This is a genomic window from Psychrobacillus sp. FSL H8-0484 (genome assembly GCF_038005325.1).
In the GTDB taxonomy this organism is placed as follows: domain Bacteria; phylum Bacillota; class Bacilli; order Bacillales_A; family Planococcaceae; genus Psychrobacillus.
Map to the genome: position 1 here is coordinate 1,468,425 of NZ_JBBOSZ010000001.1, position 16,697 is coordinate 1,485,121.

At 34.1% G+C, this 16,697-nt stretch carries 25 protein-coding genes and 1 pseudogene; 19 read left to right on the forward strand and 7 right to left on the reverse strand.

The window, feature by feature from the left end; genetic code table 11:
• Window positions 1-145 precede the first annotated feature (145 nt).
• Window positions 146-316 (forward strand): hypothetical protein, encoded by a 171-nt coding sequence (locus tag MHH81_RS06750; RefSeq protein WP_340919371.1) that lies wholly within the window; start codon window positions 146-148, stop codon window positions 314-316.
• Window positions 317-742: 426 nt separating this feature from the next.
• On the opposite strand, the gene MHH81_RS06755 is transcribed toward MHH81_RS06750, so the two are convergent.
• On the reverse strand, window positions 743-961 hold the full coding sequence (locus MHH81_RS06755; RefSeq protein ID WP_340919373.1) for a hypothetical protein: 219 nt from the start codon (window positions 959-961) through the stop codon (window positions 743-745).
• A 303-nt stretch (window positions 962-1,264) separates the two neighbouring features.
• Here MHH81_RS06755 and MHH81_RS06760 point away from each other — a divergent pair, with 303 nt between their 5' ends.
• From MHH81_RS06760 to MHH81_RS06770, 3 genes are all read left to right on the forward strand, one after another.
• Window positions 1,265-1,423: a hypothetical protein gene (locus MHH81_RS06760; RefSeq protein ID WP_340919376.1), complete on the forward strand. Its 159-nt coding sequence runs from the start codon at window positions 1,265-1,267 to the stop codon at window positions 1,421-1,423.
• A gap of 176 nt (window positions 1,424-1,599) precedes the next feature.
• Window positions 1,600-1,842: a WGxxGxxG family protein gene (locus MHH81_RS06765; protein ID WP_340919378.1), complete on the forward strand. Its 243-nt coding sequence runs from the start codon at window positions 1,600-1,602 to the stop codon at window positions 1,840-1,842.
• Window positions 1,843-1,954: 112 nt separating this feature from the next.
• Window positions 1,955-2,155 (forward strand): hypothetical protein, encoded by a 201-nt coding sequence (locus tag MHH81_RS06770; protein WP_340919380.1) that lies wholly within the window; start codon window positions 1,955-1,957, stop codon window positions 2,153-2,155.
• 128 nt (window positions 2,156-2,283) lie between these two features.
• Here MHH81_RS06770 and MHH81_RS06775 read toward each other — a convergent pair.
• Together MHH81_RS06775 and MHH81_RS06780 are read right to left on the reverse strand one after the other, a co-directional pair.
• Window positions 2,284-2,502: pseudogene (locus tag MHH81_RS06775) on the reverse strand (manganese catalase family protein); the annotation flags it as partial.
• 802 nt (window positions 2,503-3,304) lie between these two features.
• Window positions 3,305-3,481, reverse strand: coding sequence for an integrase (locus MHH81_RS06780; RefSeq protein WP_340919382.1), 177 nt, complete (start codon window positions 3,479-3,481; stop codon window positions 3,305-3,307).
• A gap of 211 nt (window positions 3,482-3,692) precedes the next feature.
• On the opposite strand from MHH81_RS06780, the gene MHH81_RS06785 reads away from it, so the two are divergent.
• On the forward strand, window positions 3,693-4,475 hold the full coding sequence (locus tag MHH81_RS06785; RefSeq protein ID WP_340919384.1) for an alpha/beta fold hydrolase: 783 nt from the start codon (window positions 3,693-3,695) through the stop codon (window positions 4,473-4,475).
• Between the two features lie 685 nt (window positions 4,476-5,160).
• Here MHH81_RS06785 and MHH81_RS06790 read toward each other — a convergent pair.
• Window positions 5,161-5,658, reverse strand: coding sequence for a hypothetical protein (locus MHH81_RS06790; RefSeq protein WP_340919386.1), 498 nt, complete (start codon window positions 5,656-5,658; stop codon window positions 5,161-5,163).
• A 379-nt stretch (window positions 5,659-6,037) separates the two neighbouring features.
• Here MHH81_RS06790 and MHH81_RS06795 point away from each other — a divergent pair, with 379 nt between their 5' ends.
• The 5 genes from MHH81_RS06795 (at window position 6,038) to MHH81_RS06815 (ending at window position 7,665) form a co-directional block, all read left to right on the forward strand.
• Entirely contained in the window at window positions 6,038-6,409 is a 372-nt protein-coding gene (locus tag MHH81_RS06795) for a hypothetical protein (protein WP_340919388.1), read from the forward strand.
• A gap of 135 nt (window positions 6,410-6,544) precedes the next feature.
• Window positions 6,545-6,766 (forward strand): transcriptional regulator, encoded by a 222-nt coding sequence (locus tag MHH81_RS06800; RefSeq protein WP_340919391.1) that lies wholly within the window; start codon window positions 6,545-6,547, stop codon window positions 6,764-6,766.
• The gene (locus MHH81_RS06805) at window positions 6,763-7,146 is read left to right on the forward strand and encodes a YolD-like family protein (protein ID WP_340919393.1); all 384 of its coding nucleotides are present in this window, start codon (window positions 6,763-6,765) and stop codon (window positions 7,144-7,146) included. The genes MHH81_RS06800 and MHH81_RS06805 overlap by 4 nt, the downstream gene beginning before the upstream one ends.
• A 14-nt stretch (window positions 7,147-7,160) precedes the next feature.
• Window positions 7,161-7,313 (forward strand): hypothetical protein, encoded by a 153-nt coding sequence (locus MHH81_RS06810; protein ID WP_340919395.1) that lies wholly within the window; start codon window positions 7,161-7,163, stop codon window positions 7,311-7,313.
• A gap of 199 nt (window positions 7,314-7,512) precedes the next feature.
• The gene (locus MHH81_RS06815; protein ID WP_340919397.1) at window positions 7,513-7,665 is read left to right on the forward strand and encodes a hypothetical protein; all 153 of its coding nucleotides are present in this window, start codon (window positions 7,513-7,515) and stop codon (window positions 7,663-7,665) included.
• A 141-nt stretch (window positions 7,666-7,806) separates the two neighbouring features.
• On the opposite strand, the gene MHH81_RS06820 is transcribed toward MHH81_RS06815, so the two are convergent.
• Window positions 7,807-9,207, reverse strand: a complete 1,401-nt coding sequence (locus MHH81_RS06820) for a polysaccharide deacetylase family protein (protein ID WP_340919398.1) — start codon at window positions 9,205-9,207, stop codon at window positions 7,807-7,809.
• 451 nt (window positions 9,208-9,658) lie between these two features.
• Here MHH81_RS06820 and MHH81_RS06825 point away from each other — a divergent pair, with 451 nt between their 5' ends.
• From MHH81_RS06825 to MHH81_RS06850, 6 genes are all read left to right on the forward strand, one after another.
• Window positions 9,659-10,477 carry an undecaprenyl-diphosphate phosphatase gene (locus MHH81_RS06825; RefSeq protein ID WP_340919400.1) on the forward strand — a complete coding sequence of 273 codons (819 nt, stop codon included), beginning with the start codon at window positions 9,659-9,661 and terminating at the stop codon, window positions 10,475-10,477.
• Window positions 10,478-11,012: 535 nt separating this feature from the next.
• On the forward strand, window positions 11,013-11,237 hold the full coding sequence (locus MHH81_RS06830) for a hypothetical protein (protein ID WP_340919402.1): 225 nt from the start codon (window positions 11,013-11,015) through the stop codon (window positions 11,235-11,237).
• Window positions 11,238-11,255: 18 nt separating this feature from the next.
• Window positions 11,256-12,068, forward strand: a complete 813-nt coding sequence (locus tag MHH81_RS06835; protein ID WP_340919404.1) for a substrate-binding periplasmic protein — start codon at window positions 11,256-11,258, stop codon at window positions 12,066-12,068.
• 18 nt (window positions 12,069-12,086) lie between these two features.
• The gene (locus MHH81_RS06840; protein WP_340919406.1) at window positions 12,087-12,728 is read left to right on the forward strand and encodes an amino acid ABC transporter permease; all 642 of its coding nucleotides are present in this window, start codon (window positions 12,087-12,089) and stop codon (window positions 12,726-12,728) included.
• Window positions 12,729-12,741: 13 nt separating this feature from the next.
• Window positions 12,742-13,488 (forward strand): amino acid ABC transporter ATP-binding protein, encoded by a 747-nt coding sequence (locus MHH81_RS06845; RefSeq protein WP_340919408.1) that lies wholly within the window; start codon window positions 12,742-12,744, stop codon window positions 13,486-13,488.
• Between the two features lie 20 nt (window positions 13,489-13,508).
• Entirely contained in the window at window positions 13,509-13,934 is a 426-nt protein-coding gene (locus tag MHH81_RS06850) for an OsmC family protein (RefSeq protein ID WP_340919410.1), read from the forward strand.
• A gap of 162 nt (window positions 13,935-14,096) precedes the next feature.
• Here MHH81_RS06850 and MHH81_RS06855 read toward each other — a convergent pair whose 3' ends face one another.
• The gene (locus MHH81_RS06855; RefSeq protein ID WP_340919413.1) at window positions 14,097-14,360 is read right to left on the reverse strand and encodes an excalibur calcium-binding domain-containing protein; all 264 of its coding nucleotides are present in this window, start codon (window positions 14,358-14,360) and stop codon (window positions 14,097-14,099) included.
• A gap of 245 nt (window positions 14,361-14,605) precedes the next feature.
• Window positions 14,606-15,226, reverse strand: coding sequence for a transcriptional repressor LexA (lexA, locus tag MHH81_RS06860; RefSeq protein ID WP_340919415.1), 621 nt, complete (start codon window positions 15,224-15,226; stop codon window positions 14,606-14,608).
• A 177-nt stretch (window positions 15,227-15,403) separates the two neighbouring features.
• Here lexA and yneA point away from each other — a divergent pair, with 177 nt between their 5' ends.
• The 3 genes from yneA to MHH81_RS06875 all read left to right on the forward strand — a co-directional run bounded on the left by yneA (window position 15,404) and on the right by MHH81_RS06875 (window position 16,664).
• The gene (yneA, locus tag MHH81_RS06865; protein WP_340919417.1) at window positions 15,404-15,721 is read left to right on the forward strand and encodes a cell division suppressor protein YneA; all 318 of its coding nucleotides are present in this window, start codon (window positions 15,404-15,406) and stop codon (window positions 15,719-15,721) included.
• Window positions 15,718-16,365, forward strand: a complete 648-nt coding sequence (locus tag MHH81_RS06870) for a YneB family resolvase-like protein (RefSeq protein ID WP_340919419.1) — start codon at window positions 15,718-15,720, stop codon at window positions 16,363-16,365. The genes yneA and MHH81_RS06870 overlap by 4 nt, the downstream gene beginning before the upstream one ends.
• Before the next feature lie 65 nt (window positions 16,366-16,430).
• A complete protein-coding gene (locus MHH81_RS06875) occupies window positions 16,431-16,664 on the forward strand; it encodes a DUF896 domain-containing protein (protein WP_340919421.1) in 234 nt (77 codons plus the stop codon).
• The last annotated feature ends 33 nt before the right edge of the window (window positions 16,665-16,697 follow it).

Genomic DNA, 16,697 nt, shown 5'->3' on the forward strand with positions numbered 1-16,697 from the left:
GATTAACAGTACGACCATAATGCGAACTGCAATTTTGAAATTGTATATATAGATAAAAATTAAATTGGATATCTCACCACTTTTATTATCAAGCTAATCATTATCAAATCGGAGCTTTTTAATACTTGTAAAAGGGTGAGAGTGAATGCAGCGAATTTTCTGTGATAAGAAAATTGAAAAAGGCCAAACTCGTAAAGAAATTGAGGACAAGATTGCAGAAAATGAAACAAGAGGATGGAAGCAAATAAGTGACATAAAAGAAGACTATGGGAAATTTCAAGTATTGCTTAAGTTTGATGCGATAAGGAGGCTCTAAAATGGACAAGACCATTCCGTTTGAAGTTACTGAAAATATTCCCTGGGCCAATTGGGGAAGGCTTGTAGTGGTTTTCTCCCAAGGTCAAATATGTTAAGGTACACTACATGAAGACGGAACAGTTACAGAGGAAAGTCTGTATTATGAGACGTCTCTGACTATGTTGATTTAGATAGTATTAATATTGTAACGTCATAGTTCGACCAAAGTCTTTGAAGCGGCCGGAATAGAGAGGCTCATAGAAATGTGGGAGGATGGTTATAGCATCTTATCAATCTAATCGAACTCCATTGAAATTGGATTTACTTGCAATGGATAGAGCCGAAACTGGGTTTATAGATCCAGGAAGACTCGGAATCAATGGATATTAAAAAAAGACAAGATTTTTCCTGTCTCTGACAAGAAAAGTATAAGAGGAGGCGAACTTCACTCATCTTTATCCCCCCTTGTATTAATTTCTTTTGAAGCCCTATAGTTGCTGCTGGAATGTAGTTCTCTAACATTACACTCATTCAAGCCTTCCATTGAAGACATTCCTAGTTTGTCGCGAACTTCATTTCCAGGAGCGAGTCCACGTGCATACATATCTGTAAATACTGCTGCCGTCTCTGTAATGGAATAAGCATATAGGCTATGCGGATTCAATTTGAAATACCAATCAGGTTGATATAAAAGACAAGTGGAGATGTTGCAGGTAATTTACTCAATTTAATCAATGCTAGTACCAATGCTCTTGCGACACATAAGGCGGATTATGTAAAGCATCCAGACGTAGCGACTACGAAAAATACAGGTAATGCTTATGCCGTCACATTAGACCTTGCACCAATTGAATATGAAAATGGTATGGGCTTAGTTTTAACAATTAATGCAGAAGCACAGCAGCTGCAACAGTTAGTGTAAATGGATTTGAAATCGGTATCTATCGAAAAGAAAGAGGATTTCAAATTGGAATTTTCAAGTCCGACATTAAAAAAAGAAACCGAAACATCCTTGCTCAGTAAAGCACATCGTCAAATTATTGTAGATGCAGCTGTAAAAGAAGGAGCAAATAAAGAATGGGCTGACAAACTAGAAAAAAGAAGATTACAGACGCTGATGTATTAGGATTAGCGGTTAAGTATACAATTGCGGTAAACAAACAATAATTAATTGCCCTACTCACTTAATTGTTGGTGGGGCTTTTTTATTTTAGTAAAAAAATCATAATGTATAGTTAGATTAGATTATGACAATAACTAGATTGTAATAACAACTCAAAAGGAAAAAGGAGGAACTACAATATGAAAAAATTACTTGGACTTTTTCTTGTATTCTTGATCGCTTTTTCATTTACTGAATCTACCTCTGCTACACCCAATACCACTACAAACAATATTCCTGACACTGACACTAACACTAACACTAACACTAACACTAACACAACTTCCGATATGGATGACGACGATGATACTGATTGGGGCTGGATAGGTTTATTAGGGTTAGTGGGTTTGTTAGGATTACGCAGAAGAGAAGAAATTAAGTAAGTAATATGATAAAAAAACGACCTCTTCTTAATTAGATTGGTCGTTTTTTTATTTGCCCAAAAGGAGTTGTACAAATCGATGTCGAATTGTAGTAAAAAAAGGAGCTGGTTGAATGAATAATCTATTTTTTAGTGTGCTTGAACCAAGTATAGAGCTAATAAAAGCACATATATATTCATTAGCTAAGTACATAATTATCGCAATGTTAGTTAGAGCAATAGGATATTATATCACGCCCTATACTGGATTGAGAGAAATTAGAGTATTTGTAGCTTCTGCTGTTCATTTTATGGATTGGTTACTTTTTTATTAATTTGTTTCTACTTACTTTAATAGCTAAGGAAAAAGCACCCTATTTTTGGAATGGGTGCTTTTTTATTTGTCCAAAAATTATTAATTATTTTAGTTGTAAAATCAAACTAACGTTCTTAGAGGGGGAGGTTAAAATATTTTTTTTCGATCTCGTTCATCCTTTAGTAGTTCAACTGCTTCTCGGAAGCGAAGAGAGTGGATATTTTCTCTTTCTCTTAAAAAAGCTAAAGCATCATTAATACCTGGGTCGTCTGAAATGTCGATTAACCATTGATATGTTGCGCGTGCCTTTTCTTCTGCCGCGATATCTTCATACAAATCGGCAATAGGGTCACCTTTAGATTGGAGGTTTTTGGAAATTCGAAAAAATTTGTGGAGGTAAAACAAAGAATTTTTCTAAAATGGGTGGGCAAGGGTCACGTGGCGACACATAAGGCTTATAACTACCTCTAAATTTCGAATGATCCAAATGACATCCTCCTTTAAACTAACCTATGACATTTGGAAGCGGTTGATGCTCAGTGGACAATCTTTTATTAAAATTATTGTTTTAAATAAATTTTGGAGCAGATTAATTTCAATTATGTTTGTCTTACTACAGTTGAAGTGTGGTTTAAATACTAAAATAAAGACCAGTTAGACAAATGTCTATATCCCTAACTAAATTAGAAGATGAATCCTCCATGTAGATGTAGATAGTAAATAATAAAAAAACCACCAACCAGTGATTTGGAAGGTGGTTTTTTTATTGTATTAGTTCCTTCTATTATAAAGATAAAAAGACATATATTAATATCAGTTACAATTTAATTGACCACCGAAAGTTTTTAAGGTGCCCAACTCATACAAAAGGAGTTGCCCAATTTTTGCCCATTTTTGTCTAATATGTAGTGAATAATAGTGACAATGAGATTACCAATTTAACTATTTAATGAGGTTTATGACGTTTAAATACGGGTTAAAATGTGTAGGTATAGAATCCGCACAACTGTTCACCCATGGGAACGCGAACAATATCTAAAAATGTATTAATAGTAAAGCGTTGGGGCTCTAAGCTTCCAACGCTTTTCTTTTACTCAAAACAGATATTCGTGGTAAGACTTTTGAACACTACCACATTTCTACCACGAAAATTATTTGTACCCCCATTTTACACCCGAAATAGAGTGAAAATATTAGTTGAAACATCGTCCATTCGTGAGTTGACTCGTTCGGTGTTTTTCTTTTTTATTTTGCTTGAAACATGGGCATAAACGTCAGCCGTTATTTGGTAGCTACCATGGCCCAATTGTTTTTGGATATACTTCATATCGGTATCTGCTTCCATTAATAAAAATACATAAGTATGACGTAATGATGGATTGGCAAGGTTTTAATTTCAGCTCTTTTAACGATACATTCAGATGTTATAAATAGAAGTCCCTGTTAAAAATTCTTCGCCCGGCATCGCGTTTGAACCATAGTATAGGCATTCACCTATGTTTCCCTAGAAGAGTATCTTATAGTTGATAACACTTTAAATAACTGGAGGGGATAACATGGGATACTTTGTTACAGTAGAACAGGGAGTAAAAGTATATGTAGAGGATGTAAACCCAGAGGGAAAGAAAACAATACTATTTATACATGGTTGGCCATTAAATCATAATCAGTTTGAATATCAGTTTAATGTTCTTCCAGCAATGGGATATCGTTGTATTGCCATTGACTGGAGGGGTTACGGTAATTCCGATAAACCAATCAGTGGCTACAATTTTGACAGATTGGCAGATGATGTTCATGCAGTAATAAGTACATTGCAGTTAAAAGATCTCACACTTGCAGGGCACTCCACAGGAGGGGCTATCTCGATTCGATATATGGCTCGATATCAAGGTTATGGCGTTTCAAAACTTGTCCTAATAGACGCTCAATCTCCGTCTAGTGTACAAGAAGAAGTAGCAAATACGTTCATTACAGACACACTTAATGATCGCCCTAAAATGTTGAGGGGACTAACGGATGTTTTTTTCTTCCAGTATATAACTGTGCCATTATCTGACTGGTTCTTTCAGCTAGGCTTACAAGCAGCGGGTTGGTCGACTGCTGCGGTCATGATGTCATTGAGAGATGAAAATGTGTACAATGATCTTGGCAAAATATTAGTTCCTACGCTAATTATTCACGGCATACATGATAAAGTTGTTCCTTTTAATAAAGCACAAGAAACAAACAAATTAATAAGAAATTCACAGCTCGTCCCATTTCAATACAGTGGCCATGCTCCTTTCTATGAAGAACGAGACAAGTTCAACCAGCTACTAATACAATTTATTGGATAATAATTTATTTTCTTATCTTGTCGAGTTTTCCTTTTGGTAAAAAATCAACATTAAACGATAACAGAGCCAAATAAAAGGGGTGAAGTGGATGGAAATAATCAAAAACTATGTTGATTTATGTAGAAAGATAGATATTATCGAAACGCAGTTATTACAGGTTGACATTGACTTAAAATACTGGTTCGGAAAAGGTTAATTACCATTTACTAGATCTGGTAAAGAAGACTTTGGGATTATTGCTTCGTTTGTGAATATTCAAGAGTTGCATGATTAGAAGCACAGGCTACAGAAGATGTTGAATATTTATTTGGATATCAAGAAGGAGACTAAGGGAAAGTTAAGTTTACGTTAACGGATGAAGATCATGAATACAAAGTCGTTTTGTCCGATAGCACGAATCAGCATATTGCGTCAATTGTGACGACGCAAGAAGATTGCAATGAAGAATGCACTGTTCAGTCGATAAATTTATAGGCGGGCACGTATAAGGTTTAAACCTGTAGTATGAGAACGTTATGTTTATTATTTTGAGGATATCATTTACGAATAACTGTTACAAAATTGTCACATCCAATCGGGTGTGGCTTTTTATTATTCACGAAAGGATGTGGTCACTTTGGCAATGCATATTTGACACAGCCAGTATATGAAAAAAAACAAGACCAATTAAATGGCCTAGTTTTTATTAGTAAATTGGTGCTTCAAAATAAAAGTCAGCTTTCTTTTTTAGGTCCCGAGGATCTAATTCTTCGAAATTGATTTTTGAAAGGTTGTCCTGTGTGAAATCAATAATATAAATTCCATAATCGATTACATCACCATTTTCTTTTTCGTAGGGTACTTCAACTACTAGCGAAAGTTCCTGTACATCATCTTGTAATTGTATTTCTTGCAATAGGAGCACACAACTAGAAAGTATATCAGCTTTGAATTCTTCCAATGTTTCATCCATAAAAACCAAGGTCGTTACTGTTAATTTCAATTTTCCATTTTCTTCATTAAATTCTATAGTTTCAACAGCTTGCTCTGGTGTTTCAACCCGATGGCCGAAATAGGAGACGATGGCATCTTTCATTTGATCTTCTAGAGTCTTTTCTGTACTTTCTATTTCATTGTTACTGTTCCCATTTGTACAGCTAGCCAGGATCAAAGTACATATAAGTATAGATAATATTCGTTTCAAGTTAATGACTCCCTTATAGAAATTGATTCTTGTAAATTATAAAGGGTATTACAAAAGTTTGAAAGGTATATTTAATGTAAGAAATAAAAGTAAGAATGATATTCCTTAGATGACTCAGGTCCCAGAATCGAGAAAGGGTAAGATGATCCGATATCTCGTATGGTTAACGTGAAAGGACTGATTGAATGGTTGAATACAGAACAGAAGAACAAAAGAAGAAGTTCTATAAATTTGAAGTATGAACAGGTATAAATGGATTAAGTGAGCAAGCATTGAAGCGTGACAACTATGCTTTTTATCTATAAATCGCAAACTTTAATATTTATAATTATGTTCTAGAACCGATAACTATATTATAAAAAGAATTAAGGAGTTTCTTATGGATATAAGTGAATTGATGAAAAAAATTAATGGAAATATGGATAAAATGGATTTGGTTTCAGCCAGAAGATTAATTGAAGATAATATTGAGTTAATAAGGCAGAACAGGCATCTACTTAAAAGTAACTCAAGGTCATTATTTGAAATACTTAATAACAATACGAAATCAGTAATTAACACGTTAAATCGTAAAGAAATGAACGTAATTTATTCCATAAATTCATATGCTTCAAATTTTGATATTCGAGGATTAAAACTGTCAATTAAAAATAATCCTGAACTTTTGGTGAGAAGAGATATACGTCATTATTTAAATGCCGATGCGATTACATTATTAATTGGAATGAACGTTATTAGTAAGGAAGAATAAATGTAACAATAGGGGAACGTCCACACGGGCGTTCTTTTTGTTTTGTAAAGAACTGAAGGAAAGAAATTGGAGTAATTTTCTAGTTATAAAGACAAACTAATGTTCGTATAATGAAATTAAAAGGAGGAAACAAATGTGCGTATAAGTATTTTGAAAATATTAGAACATGATCAAATTGCTGAAATGATCTATATGAAAAACAATGGTGAAATTACTAAAAGGCGAATAAAAGTATTAAGCGTAACAGAGGATTCATTCAAGGCTTACTGTTTTTTACGTTGTACAAAGCGGACTTTTAAAATAGATAACGTACTCGCATTTGTTCCTGTAATTAAGAAGGAGCGTGCAGTAATATGATGAGCAACACAGAATTTAATGAACGATTTGCAGCGGTATACGAATCCGCAAAGTTAAAACATCGTGATGACAAGTGGGGCATGTCGATGATGTTGCCAGAGCATGTTGAGATGCTAAGGAATTATTATGATGAACAAAAGAAAGTACCTCGTCCAGAGCTAAACGAATGGGATTTAGAAATCTTACAAATAAGCCTGGAAAATGCCTTGAAAAGTAAAGCAGATACAAAAATAAAATTGTGGAAGGATGGAGAGTTTTATTATAATAGGGGCACTATAGAGAGTGTGGATTTTACTAGAAGAACTATCGAATTACAGGATCCATTTTGTTTGTTGTCAATAACTTTAGAGGAAATAGTTGATGTAACAATTGTGGAATAAGGGTGATATTATTTATGGAAAAGTCTAAAGCAGAAATTGAATTAGAAGTTTTGATTAATAAGTTGTTAAAAACACGTCCGCGTGAAGAAGCGATTGGGTATTTAGAATGGCTAGATAATTTGTCTGAATCCGATTTTAAAGATCAAACAGATTGTGTAAAATTATAGATTGGGTAGAAGTTGAACTACAGGGCGGAATGATGCCCTCTACCAAATTAGTCGCAACCCATTTTCACACCCAAAAATAGAAAAAATATTATTTGAAAACATCGTACAGTCTGCCTGCTCAATTACATGATGGACACAGACCTGTATTCCCTCCTCTAAAAAAAGTTGCTTCTGTTGTAAAGACCGACGAAAGAATCATGTGGAAAAAAGAATTACGTCATGGACAGATAGGCAAGATAACTATTATCAATATTTTGGTGGTGGCATGTGGGTTAATATGATACCTACTCATATTCAATATGAAACACATGCTAAAGCATTACTGGAGCAAGCCAAAGAATATTTTAAGTAATAAAATTAAGCCCTTCTCATAATCGAGAAGGGCTTTTTTAGTATATTTATTTTATATATAAAGCACCTTTATACAAGAAAAGAAAGAGAACTTGCAAAGTATCTGTCGTTAAAGAATTTGTCCGTTCATTTAAACTAGAACTTATAGTTCAGAAACTGGCACGATTTCATACCCTTCTGCTTTTAAATATTTTAAGATAGGTTCTACTGCTTGTACGCTTGTGTCATGGATATCATGCATGAGAATGATGGAACCGTCTTTAACATTTTCTTTAACAATTTTTAATATTTCATTTGGATTATGCGACTTCCAGTCCAATGTATCTATTGTCCATAAATATGTTGGGCTGCCGATGGAGTTCTGGATTTGTTCGTTAACAGCCCCATACGGTGGGCGAAACGCAGTCGGTTCTCTCCCAGTAGCACTCTTTATAGTTTCATTTGTTTTTTCAACTTCTTGAATTCCTTCTTCCTTACTTAAGGTAGTAAGGTCCTTATGATTCCAAGTGTGATTACCTAATTCATGTCCTTCATCTGCAACTTTTTTTGCAATCTCTGGATAGAAATCAACTCTGTTTCCCAGCATAAAGAAGGTTGCTTTTGCATCATATTTATCCAATAGATCAATAATTTTCAATGTGTTCTTTGGATGTGGACCATCATCAAATGTAAGTGCCACTCGTTTACCACTTGTTGAAGCATCCGGTTTTTCCTCTTTTGCTATCGGTTTTTCATTTGCATCATCATTGTCGTCTTTTTCCTTATGATCCAGTAGTAATTTATCCTTCCATTCATCCGTAAGTAAATCTCGCATCTCTTCTATTGGGACAGAGATTTCTGGCATGCCTGCTGCTCCAGCAGTTACTTCATATTTATCAAATTTAAATACAGCTGACTCTTCAGTGAAATACAGGTTTGAAAAATTGTTTTCTTCATTCATTGTCCATTCCTTTAAATCTTCTTCAAATAATAATGGGGCATATTCTGCCGATTCTTTGAATCTTTCATTTAATAGCCTATATAGTTGTTCCCTATTCTGTTTTGTATCCTTAAAGATTTTAGTTTGTGGAATAAATGTTCCTTTTTCTACATCTACCAGATAAATCTTTGCTTTTTCTTGACCATTTGCTCCTACCACATAACTTCCTTCAGAAAATACAATAGAATATGTATTATTAGCAGTTAGATAGATATCCATAGTTAAGGATAAATTGGCCACATGATTTTTAATAAACTCTTTATTATCTTTAACAGAAATTAAGAAGTCTTTTTTAGTAGTAGACACATATTCTTCTATAACTGCGTTCAATTTGTTACTTTTAAACTTTGGGTAATGCATGGCAATGTGATAATTTTCTTTATCGGTTATATCTGTAATTAAATCTACTCCAGGATACTTAGAATACTCTATTATTGTTCCATTGGTTTTCTCTTCTTGATTTACATCTGCCTTAGTATTTTCCTTTAGGTTTATAAAAAAATAACCAATTGAGAAGATGCAAATTATAAATATAATGCTATACGATAATTTCGTAGGTCTCATAAACAAATGCTCCTTGTTGTTTTATATCTTGAAATGTTGTAGCTGAAATGTTCCCTAACATAACGACCAAACGAATTCTATTCTATCACATATAAACATTATATATTTAGGAATATATGAACAAAGTTAGCAAAATTAATATTATTTTGTTTTTGCAAATTAAAAGTAGTATATAATAACCAACTGATATGCTTTGATTCAATTTCTCCTAGTTTGCAAATTTTCTTCATATCATAGGTTTCAAAGTTCTAGCGACTCTGAATAAAAGGCAATAAAAATAGTATGAAGCATCTCTGACGAGGTGTTTTTTTTATGAAAATTGCTGGTTAATGGAAAGATAGGTTGAGTGTAAAGGGGATTCATTTCTCTCTTACTTTTCTTTACTTGAATTAATCATAAATAAAATAACCAGATGATAGAATAAGAAAAATAGGGTGTATGGGAGGAAGAGATGGAAACAAGCGAATTAATCTTGTTGTTCAAATATGTCGTATTAGGGTTAGTACAGGGTTTTACGGAGCCGATTCCTGTATCATCTAGTGGTCATGTCATTATTGCAAATCATTTACTCGGGCTAGATGAAAGTGGTCTAACCTTTGCCATATTAACGAATACCGCTTCCTTATTAGCTATTTGCTTTATCTATAGGAAGGATTTAGTACGTTTAATAGTGAACTGTTTGTTATATGTTCAAACAAAAAATGGCAAGTATAAAAGTGATTTTCTATTTATTATTTATATCATCATTGGAACAATTCCTGCAGCTGTTTTAGGAGTACTTTTTAACGAAGTTATTTCAGATCTCCTTACTAATATAAAAACAATTGCCTTCACCTTGTTTGTGACCGGTATAGCCTTATGGGTCATTCGAAACTTTAGGGGCGTAAAACGAGACAAAGATATTGGAGTAAAGGATGCTTTTATTGTTGGGTTAGCACAAGCGATTGCACTTGTACCAGGTATTAGTCGTTCAGGTGCTACCGTTATAGCCTCCGTTGCATTAGGGATGAAACAAGAAACAGCATTACGGTATTCATTTATGCTATACATTCCAATCAGTTTAGGCGGATTAGTTCTTGGTATTTCAGATTTGATGAATGAACCCGTAGAAAGTACTTTGGTTTTACCGTATATCATGTCCTTTATTGTTACAATCATCATGACGTATATTGCGATGAAGTGGTTTATGGGGATTATGAGAGATGGTAATTTAAAATATTTTGCTTACTATTGTTTTGCAGCTAGTATCATACTTTTAATACTTTCTTGATTTGCCTTTTCTTCGTGTAAAGATAAGTGAGTTTAATAGGAAAATAACAATGAATAGCATCCCATAAGGTGTTCTTTTTTCGTTTTATTTTTTCTTGTTAATTTTTTAGAAGTTAACATTTTGTGTCAAAAGGAACGAGTCTATCCTCGATGCATAAAACCATTTTCTTCGTTGCGTTGTTAGTTTGAGAAATTGACTTATCCTCTTTGGATAGGTCTTTTTTTGTACGTTTGTTCAGATAAAAGAGAAACGTACATATGAAGAAAAGATTTTGATACAAAATGATGATATTTTAAATTGTTCTGGGGAATAATTAAGGTAGAGTTATTCAGTATAACTTAATGTGAGAAATTATATTTATAATCATTCCCTTAAAACTCAAAAAGGTTGAAAAATCTGAATAAGTTAGAGTATTTGACTAATCTATAGTAATCTTATAGGATTTGATTGACTAATGAATCAGTCTAGGGAGAATATGTACGATGGAGAACCATCAACCGTCTTTACAGCAACAAGTTGAAACGATAAAAAAGATATGCAAGAAGCTTTTGCACAAAATATTCAAAGAGCTTCAGAACTGAATATGATGCCACGCCCTATAGACCCTGAATTACAATCGGTATTTGTTTTGAGTTTGTTAGAGGGAGTATTATCACGATGGTTATTTCAATCTATAGACGATGAGTGGCGTCAATTGGAAATTGATGAGCTTGTTGAAAAAAACGTGCAATTTGAATTTTTTGGTTTTTTTGGAGTGTAATTTAAGGAGGAAAATAACATGAAAAAAGGTAAGTTTATCGTCGCAATTTTAACATCAGCAGCGTTACTATTAAGTGCTTGTGGTAAGGATTCCAACGTAGAAAAAGCTCAAAATTCTCTAGAAGCTATTCAAGACAAAGGGGAATTAACGGTTGGTATTATGGGGACATATGCTCCTTATAATTTTATGAATGCTGATAAAGAATACGATGGCTTTGATGTAGACATTGCAAAAGAATTAGCAAAAAGATTAGATGTTAAAGCAAAATTTGTCGCACAAGACTTCGCTGGATTAATACCTAGTTTGCAAAAAGATAAATTAGATATTTTGGTAAGCCAAGTAACTATTACAGAAGATAGAAAGAAACAAATTGATTTTACGGAACCGTATATTACAAATGAAGTAAAAGTTGTCGTAAATGCAGATAATACATCTATACAATCTGTAGAAGATTTCAAAGGCAAAAAAATCGGTGTTGGATTAGGTACGAACGATGAAGTGTACTTACGTAAAGAGTTGATGCCAAAGGTAGGAGACTTCCAAATCAACACGTACGATGATGTCATCACCACATTAAAAGATTTAGATGCTGGTCGAGTAGATGCAACGATTAATAATGTATACGCATTAAAGCCAATTATCGAAGAAAATGGTTTTAAAGTGAAATCAGTTGGAGAACCAATTAAATCAGATAAAGCGGCAGTAGCGGTTAAAAAAGGGGAGACTGAATTAGTTGATGCATTAAACAAAGCGCTCGCTGAAATGAAAGAAGACGGTACGTATAAAGAGATTTTTGTAAAATGGTTTGATGAAGAGCCACATGCTGAGTAAAGAAGGTTGGAAGTTTAAATGGATATTATCATTGATAATTTGCCCTTTTTATTGAAAGGGGCGTATTATACTTTATTAATTACAGTGGTATCTATGTTTTTCGGCTTGATTATCGGTTTGATCACAGCGATTGCTCGATTAAAGGGCAATCGTTTCTTTCGTGCAATCGCGAGAGTTTATGTATCGATTATTCGGGGAACACCGCCACTTGTGCAAATTGTAATTGTATATTTTGGTCTTGTAGATTATGGGATTGAGTTGGAGGCACTTACAGCAGCATATATCGCATTAAGTATTAATATTGGTGCATATGTATCGGAAGTATTTCGTGGGGCTATCCAAGCAGTACCATCTGGTCAAACAGAAGCAGCACTTGCGACAGGTATGACAGAGGCTCAGGCTATTCGACGGATTGTCATTCCACAAGCAATTCGTATCGCAATCCCACCACTTGGAAATACATTTGTAGGTATGTTAAAGGAAACATCATTAGTATCGGTTATTGCTGTTACAGAATTAATGCGCTCGGCACAGTTATTAGTAGCACAATACTACGTGTATATGCCGTTTTATATATCAATCGCTGTGATGTACTGGATTATGAGTACAGCATTTACATTTATATTAAACAAAATAGAGAAAAGATTATCAGTTTACTAAAGGGGGGAACGTTGTGATTCAAGCAAATGATTTATCTAAAAGCTATGATCAGCATGAGGTATTAAAACATATTTCATTGACGATTCCTGCCCACCAAGTTGTCGCTGTCATTGGTCCAAGTGGCTCAGGAAAAAGTACTTTTTTGCGCTGTTTAAACGGACTTGAAACAATTACTGGTGGATCTGTTTCTGTCAATGATCATCTACTACAAGCGACAGATAAGAAAAAGGTTCGTCAAAAAACAATTCATGCGATTCGCCAAGATACAGGTATGGTCTTTCAACAATTTAATCTGTATCCGCATAAAACAGTGATAGAAAATGTAATGGAAGCATTAATTGTCGTGAAAAACCAAACAAAACAACAATCTAGAGCAATGGCTTCACAATTGTTGAAACGTGTTGGGTTGCAGGAAAAAGAAGATGTATATCCTTCCAAACTATCAGGTGGTCAACAACAACGAGTGGCAATTGCACGTGCACTTGCAATGGAACCAAAAATCATGTTGTTTGATGAACCTACATCAGCATTAGACCCAGAACTAGTGGGAGAAGTATTAAAAGTCATGAAAGAATTAGCGGATGAAGGTATGACGATGGTCATCGTAACACATGAGATGAAATTTGCCCAAGACGCCGCTGATCGAATATTGTTTATGGCAGATGGTCAAATCGTGGAAGACTCAGAACCAAAAGTATTTTTTGCACAACCAGCGACAGAACGTGCACAGCGATTTTTGGCTAAAGTCAATGAATTCTAACTTAAGAAAGGCTGATAAAAATGGAAGTAAAAGCAATTTGGCAAGGTGGACGTGCTTTTGAAGCAAAAGGTCTTTCAGGTTATCCAATGACTATGGATGCAACACCAACTTATGGAGGGGAAGGTAAGGCACCAACACCAACAGAAATGTTACTAAGTGCTTTAGCGGGCTGTATCGGAATAGATATCACGATGATCTTGAAACCTCATTTAGAAAAGATTCAATCCATTGAAATTACAGTAGATGGCACACGACGAGAAGAAATGCCAACTGCATTTACAGCAGCTGAACTATTATTCGATGTGAAAGGGGATATCGATGCAAAAAAAGTAATACGTGCCATAAAACTTGGAGAAGAAAAGTATTGTGCAGTTTCTGCTTCTTTAAAAGCAGATATTACGCATCGATTAATCTTAAATGGTGAAGAAATAGAGATGCCAGAATAAAATAATAAGTTCTTCACTTATTCATTAAAAATTAAAACTCCCTCATTCATTTAGTTGGATGAGGGAGTTTACTTTAGATGTAAATGCTAGAAAATGATTGGCAAATAGCTTCGCAAGAATTTTCGTTAATTCGTGTGATGAGACCAGATAAGATTCATTAAATCAATTTTCACATGCAATGCCATCTTTGTCACGATCTTTGCTTTCATTTAATTTGTAAATTTCTCCAGATACTGTTGGTTTATTTTTAGTTTTGCCGCCTTTGTTTTTGACTTTGGCATCTATTGCAACTCCACCTTTATAGACTTTGTTTAGCTCAGTACAATTTTTAAAGGTTTTTTCGGCTGCATCAGTGGTTTTAGGTTCTACTGTTATTATTCCAAATATTAATAGTGTGGAAAATAGTGTTAGAATAAATCGTTTCAATTAAAAATCTCCTTTTAAGGGAAATTCCTTTTAAAGAACACCCTCATTATTATAATACATATTATATATACAATTGGTTTCATTTACCATTAAATAGTGTTTTACTAAAAACAAAACCCCTCAACCATAAAGGTAAAGGGGTTTTTTCGATGATCTAAACGAAAATGTCCACTTTTCGTTTAGATATGATATCGGCTCTACGTAATCATACGTACAATACGAGATTTTGTCAAGGTATAGTGAAATTATTGGATATTTCGGTAAACTCCTACAACTTTTCCGAGTATCGAAACTTGGTTTACGATAATTGGTTCCATTGATGAATTTTCAGGTTGTAAGCGGAAGTATGATTTTTCTTTAAAGAAACGTTTTACAGTTGCTTCATCATCCTCGGTCATTGCTACTACAATATCCCCATTGTTAGCAGATTGCTGTTGTTTAACGACAACATAATCTCCATTTAAAATTCCCGCTTCTATCATACTATCACCCATAATTTCGAGCATGAACAAATTGTCATCAGAAGTACCGAATGTTTCTGGAAGAGGGAAGAATTCTTCTACATTTTCAATTGCTGTAATAGGCATACCCGCAGTTACTTTCCCTACTAACGGAACATGAACCACACCTTGTTTTTCTGCAGTAACTCCAAAACCATCAAGTATTTCAATTGCACGTGGTTTAGTTGGGTCTCTTCTAATTAATCCTTTACTTTCAAGTCTAGCTAAATGTCCATGTACAGTTGAACTAGACGCAAGCCCTACCGCTTCCCCGATTTCACGTACGGAAGGTGGATAACCTTTTTTTCGAACTTCTTCTTTTATAAAAGCTAAAATATCTTCTTGTCTTTTAGATGCTTTTTTCAATGAGTTCACCTCTTTTTGTTAATTAATTTTTCCTATTAGAATATTTCTTAATAGTAGTATAACAGTCTCCAAAAGATTATGCAAACATAGGTTCTAAAAATCGTTGACAAAAACAAGTGTTCGTTTTATGATTAGAACATACATACCGAACAAACATTCTAATTAGGGGGATTTATAATGAATTGGATGAAAGAAAATTATTTTATAGCGCTATTTTTAGGATTAAACATTGTTTTTATGGTGACAATCCTTATTTCAAATACATTATCGACAGAAGAAGATTATCAAATTAAAATAGAACATGGCGACTCATTGTGGGAGCTTGCAAACAAATTTGGAGCTGACGAGCCAAAAGAAGCTTGGATCAATAAAGTAATGGCCATGAATAACTTGGAAACTGCCCAAATTAAAGCAGGAGATACTTTGGTTATTCCAGAGGTAAAAGAAAATTATCATTTAGATTATGGTACAGAGATAGCGGGCGATGGTAAATGAACTCAGTAATATATTGCCGTGTAAGCACGGAGAAAGAAACACAAGAGACATCATTAACAAGACAAGAGGAAGAACTAAAAGAATTTGCGGCACTACAAGGCTATGAAGTTGCTGAAGTGTTTACTGATCAACATAGTGGCTACGATATGGACCGTGATGGTTTACTTGATTTACTTACATATGTAAAAGAACATGATATTAAAGCTGTTTTTGTTCAAGATGAAACTCGAATTGGTCGTGGGAATGGTCGTATGGCTGTATTGCATCTTTTGCAGAAAACAAACACTTCTGTTTTTACTTTACAAGAAAAAGGCGTTTTAAATTTAAATGAAATGGACACTATGCTTTTAGAAATATTAGCATTGGTGGAAGAATATCAACGAAAGCTTCATAATGCCAAAATTAAACGAGGTATGAAAAGAGCAATTTCTCAGGGGTACCGCCCAGAGAAAAATTTAAAAACAAGAGGTAATCCAGAAGGAAGGGAACGTATTAATATACCTGTCGATGAGATTGTAAGACTTCGTAGAGCAGGATTAACTTATGAAGAAATATCCTCCACTTTAAAAGGGTTAGGGTTTGAAATTAGTAAAGCGACCGTTCATCGAAGATATATTGAATTTATTGAAACACACGGAGGGTAAAGACTTGCACTCTGTGTGTTTTTTCCTTACCTTTATATAAGGAATTAAATGAAAGGGTGAAAACTATGTTAAGTAAAGAAAAGTTAGCACGTATTAGTGAACTTTCGAAAAAATCAAAAACTAATGGTCTATCTATAGAAGAGGCGAAAGAACAAAGCGCGTTACGAAAAGAATACCTAGAAACATTTCGTTCTACTATGAGAGACACGATTGAGAGCGTAAAGATTGTTGACCCAGCTGGAAATGATGTTACTCCTGCAAAAGTACAGCAAGCGAGAAAAGGTAAATTTCTGAATTAATTAATCATTTCAGAAACCATTGATAATACAGAC